Source organism: Pseudomonas sp. (genome assembly GCF_036404235.1).
Taxonomy (GTDB): domain Bacteria; phylum Pseudomonadota; class Gammaproteobacteria; order Pseudomonadales; family Pseudomonadaceae; genus Aquipseudomonas.
In genome coordinates this window covers 1-3,044 of the sequence record NZ_DASWOT010000217.1, presented here as the reverse complement: position 1 = coordinate 3,044, position 3,044 = coordinate 1, and the positions used below count along the sequence as shown (strand labels likewise).

General features: G+C 57.6%; 6 protein-coding genes. 5 read left to right on the top strand and 1 reads right to left on the bottom strand.

The window, feature by feature from the left end:
* The first annotated feature begins 133 nt into the window (after positions 1–133).
* The 5 genes from VGC62_RS27520 to VGC62_RS27500 all read left to right on the top strand — a co-directional run bounded on the left by VGC62_RS27520 (position 134) and on the right by VGC62_RS27500 (position 2,760).
* Complete coding sequence (locus tag VGC62_RS27520) at positions 134–472, top strand: phage tail protein (protein ID WP_331190232.1); 339 nt, start codon at positions 134–136, stop codon at positions 470–472.
* Between the two features lie 9 nt (positions 473–481).
* The gene (locus tag VGC62_RS27515) at positions 482–1,231 is read left to right on the top strand and encodes a phage minor tail protein L (protein ID WP_331190231.1); all 750 of its coding nucleotides are present in this window, start codon (positions 482–484) and stop codon (positions 1,229–1,231) included.
* Between the two features lie 2 nt (positions 1,232–1,233).
* Positions 1,234–1,989: a C40 family peptidase gene (locus VGC62_RS27510; protein WP_331190230.1), complete on the top strand. Its 756-nt coding sequence runs from the start codon at positions 1,234–1,236 to the stop codon at positions 1,987–1,989.
* 33 nt (positions 1,990–2,022) lie between these two features.
* Positions 2,023–2,169, top strand: coding sequence for a hypothetical protein (locus VGC62_RS27505; RefSeq protein ID WP_331190229.1), 147 nt, complete (start codon positions 2,023–2,025; stop codon positions 2,167–2,169).
* 408 nt (positions 2,170–2,577) lie between these two features.
* The gene (locus VGC62_RS27500; RefSeq protein ID WP_331190228.1) at positions 2,578–2,760 is read left to right on the top strand and encodes a hypothetical protein; all 183 of its coding nucleotides are present in this window, start codon (positions 2,578–2,580) and stop codon (positions 2,758–2,760) included.
* A 43-nt stretch (positions 2,761–2,803) separates the two neighbouring features.
* Here VGC62_RS27500 and VGC62_RS27495 read toward each other — a convergent pair.
* A partial coding sequence (locus tag VGC62_RS27495) for an addiction module antidote protein (RefSeq protein WP_331190227.1) occupies positions 2,804–3,044 on the bottom strand: 241 nt, incomplete at its 5' end.

Below are 3,044 nucleotides of genomic sequence, written 5' to 3'. Positions count from 1 at the left end.
GTATGCAGCTCGATCAGACAGCCCTTCAACAAAACCTGCAAAAGCAGATGACAGCAGCGGCGGAAAAGGCAGTTGCTGATTCATGGCGCGCTGGCGGCGTCAGTTATCGCAACGCGAACGGGAGAGGATAAGCATGGCGATTGAGACATTTACCTGGCCGACACAGTCGGGTGATGCCCCAGACATCACATACCGCACCCGTACTTCTCAGTTCGGTAATGGTTATAAGCAAGTCGTTGGTGACGGGCCGAACAACAAGGAAAGCTCATACCCAATCACCTTCACGGGCTCAAAGGCCAAAGCGCTGGAAGTCATGGCTTTCTTTGATCGACACGCTGGCGCCAAGGCTTTTCTCTGGGCTACTCCGCTCGGCGAACTCGGGCTGTTCATCTGTACAAAGCCAGTTCCAACCCCTATGGGTGGCACCGTCTTCCGCGTCACAGCGACTTTTGAGCAAGCCTTCCATCCATAAGGGGCATCCATGCCATTAATCAGTGATATCCAGGTTCTTGAGCCTGGCAGTGAAGTGCTGCTGTTCGAACTGGACGGCTCCGATTACGGCGCGGACGTTCTGCGCTTTCACGGGCACTCGATTCCCTACTCGCCAGCCGAATTGATCGCCGCCGGCGCGGACGCCGATCAACTCCCCGCTAAAGCTATTTGGTGGCAGGGAGAAGAGTACGGCGCCTGGCCAATGCAGATTGACGGCATCGAGGCCAATGGCGACGGCACAGCAGTTCGCCCCAAGCTCTCTGTCGGCAACGTCAACGGACGGATCACCGCACTCTGTCTCGCCTTCGAGGACCTGCTCGAGTTCAAGCTGACGATGCGTCACACGTTGGGTCGATACTTGGATGCGGTCAACTTCGAAGGCGGCAATGCCGAGGCCGATCCCACGCAGGAATCAATCGAGGTCTGGTATCTCGATCAGAAGACCAACGAGGACGGCGAGACAGTTTCGTGGGAGCTGGCCAGCCCTGGCGATGTTGGTGGTGAGTCCATCGGGAGGCAGATGACCACGCTATGCCACTGGTGCCTCACTGGCGGTTACCGAGGGCCGAACTGCGGCTACACCGGCGGCTATGTCGATAAGGATGGGCTACCAACTGATAACCCAGAACTCGACGAGTGCGACGCAACGCTGGGCCGAGGTTGTGAACCTCGCTTTGGCGCAAACAACGAATTGCCCTTCGGCGGTTTTCCTGCCGTTTCCCTGATCGCGCGGAGCTGATCATGCTCAAGTACATTTTGGCGGCAGTGCAGGCACACGCCGCGGCTGAGTACCCACGCGAATGCTGCGGCCTATTGCTGGCTGTGGGCCGAAAGCAGCAGTACTTCCCCTGTGCGAACACTGCGAGCGATCCGTACGAAGAGTTCCGGATCGATCCCGAGGACTATGGCCGTGCAGAGGATGTCGGCGAGGTCATAGGCATCGTCCATTCCCATCCGGACGCAACAAGTCGCCCTTCGCCGCGCGATCTGGCGATGTGCGAAGCCACTGAGCTACCGTGGCACATCCTGAGCTGGCCGGAGGGCGATCTGCGAACGATCACCCCAACTGGAAACACGCCGCTGCTTAAGCGCCCGTTCGTTCATGGCGCCTGGGACTGCTGGCAGGTCTGTGCTGACTGGTACAAGCGCGAATGGGACCTGGAGTTCGAGGCTTTCCAGCGGGAAGACGGTTGGTGGGAGCAGGTCGACGGCCCAAGCCTCTACGAGCAGGCTTATGAGGTTGCTGGGTTTGAGCGCGTCGGCAGTCCCCAGCGCGGTGACATGATCGTCATGGACGTCGGTCGCACCAAGCATCCGAACCATGCCGGGATTTTCCTCGGCACTGACGCATCGCTGCCTGACGAAGAAAGCGGTGTGCATGGGCCTGGTCCATTCTTGCTGCACCACCTGTACGGCAGGCCCTCCGAGATCATCGTCTTTGGCGGGCCATGGCTTAGCAGGACACGCCTGATCCTCAGGCACAAAGATGCGAAATAAACTACATGAGCGGCAGAGCCGCAGGAGATAAGTATGGACAACTCCAAAGATACTTTCCCGGGCCACGATGACGCCGGGAAAGCGCTTGACTGGATCAGTCGCCAGATTTCTGAGACCGTTCTGGCAAAAGACCTGCTATCAAAGATTCCAGAGCCAGGTGATGAGCCGAACGGTCTTTGATGATTGATTTGTCTGCTGGTAATGATTCCAGCAGAGATTTGGCTGCATCAGCCACTTTGGTCCTTCCCGCTACGTCAAGACTGGCGATAGCTGCCCCAATTACCTGAAAAGCTGCGCACACGCCCAGCTCGAAAGGTGTCACTACTCGTTGCTCTTCTTGCACATTGACCTCCAGGTCACAAGCGCGCCGAAATTGGCGCAATCCCCGGTCCATGGGCTTGCAGGCAACGGACCGAGGCGATTCGTTGGAGGCATAAAGCTACTACGCGCTGTGTCAGCCCTGTTACTGGCCTTTTGTCCATGCTGGATGCGTGGACAGGGTAGTCTTTGGTCTTAGTGCTGGCGCTTCACAGGCTCCGTTAGAGTCCGATTCGGGTGATTTACCCGCTCACTAAGACAAGGGAAAATATGTCAAACAAGGCGAAAACAGAAACCGAGCTGCAGGCTTGGGATCAATACCTGGCGGCAGCAATTGAACTGGGGCGGACCGGGGTTTCAGGGGCGAACACCAGCGACTTTTTAGACAAGGTAGTGAAGCAATCCGCAGAAATCGCTGACAGGATGCTTGCGGAGCGCCGCAAGCGCTCTTGATGAGTCGAGCCCAGCCCAGCGCTGGGCTTTTTGCATCTGACTATCAGGCGTGCGCCGCTTGAGCATGCAATTCAACACCCATAGCACGCATAACCTTTACCACGGTATCGAAGCGCGGCTTGGCACCAGGAGCGAATGCTTTGTACAGGCTGGCACGACCAAGACCTGAGTCTTTGGCGATCTGAGCCATGCCTCGGGCCTTCGCTACATGACCCACAGCGCGGATCAGTTCGTCGGTATCGCCGTCGGCCAGCACTTGAGACAGGTATTCGCTGATAGCTTCG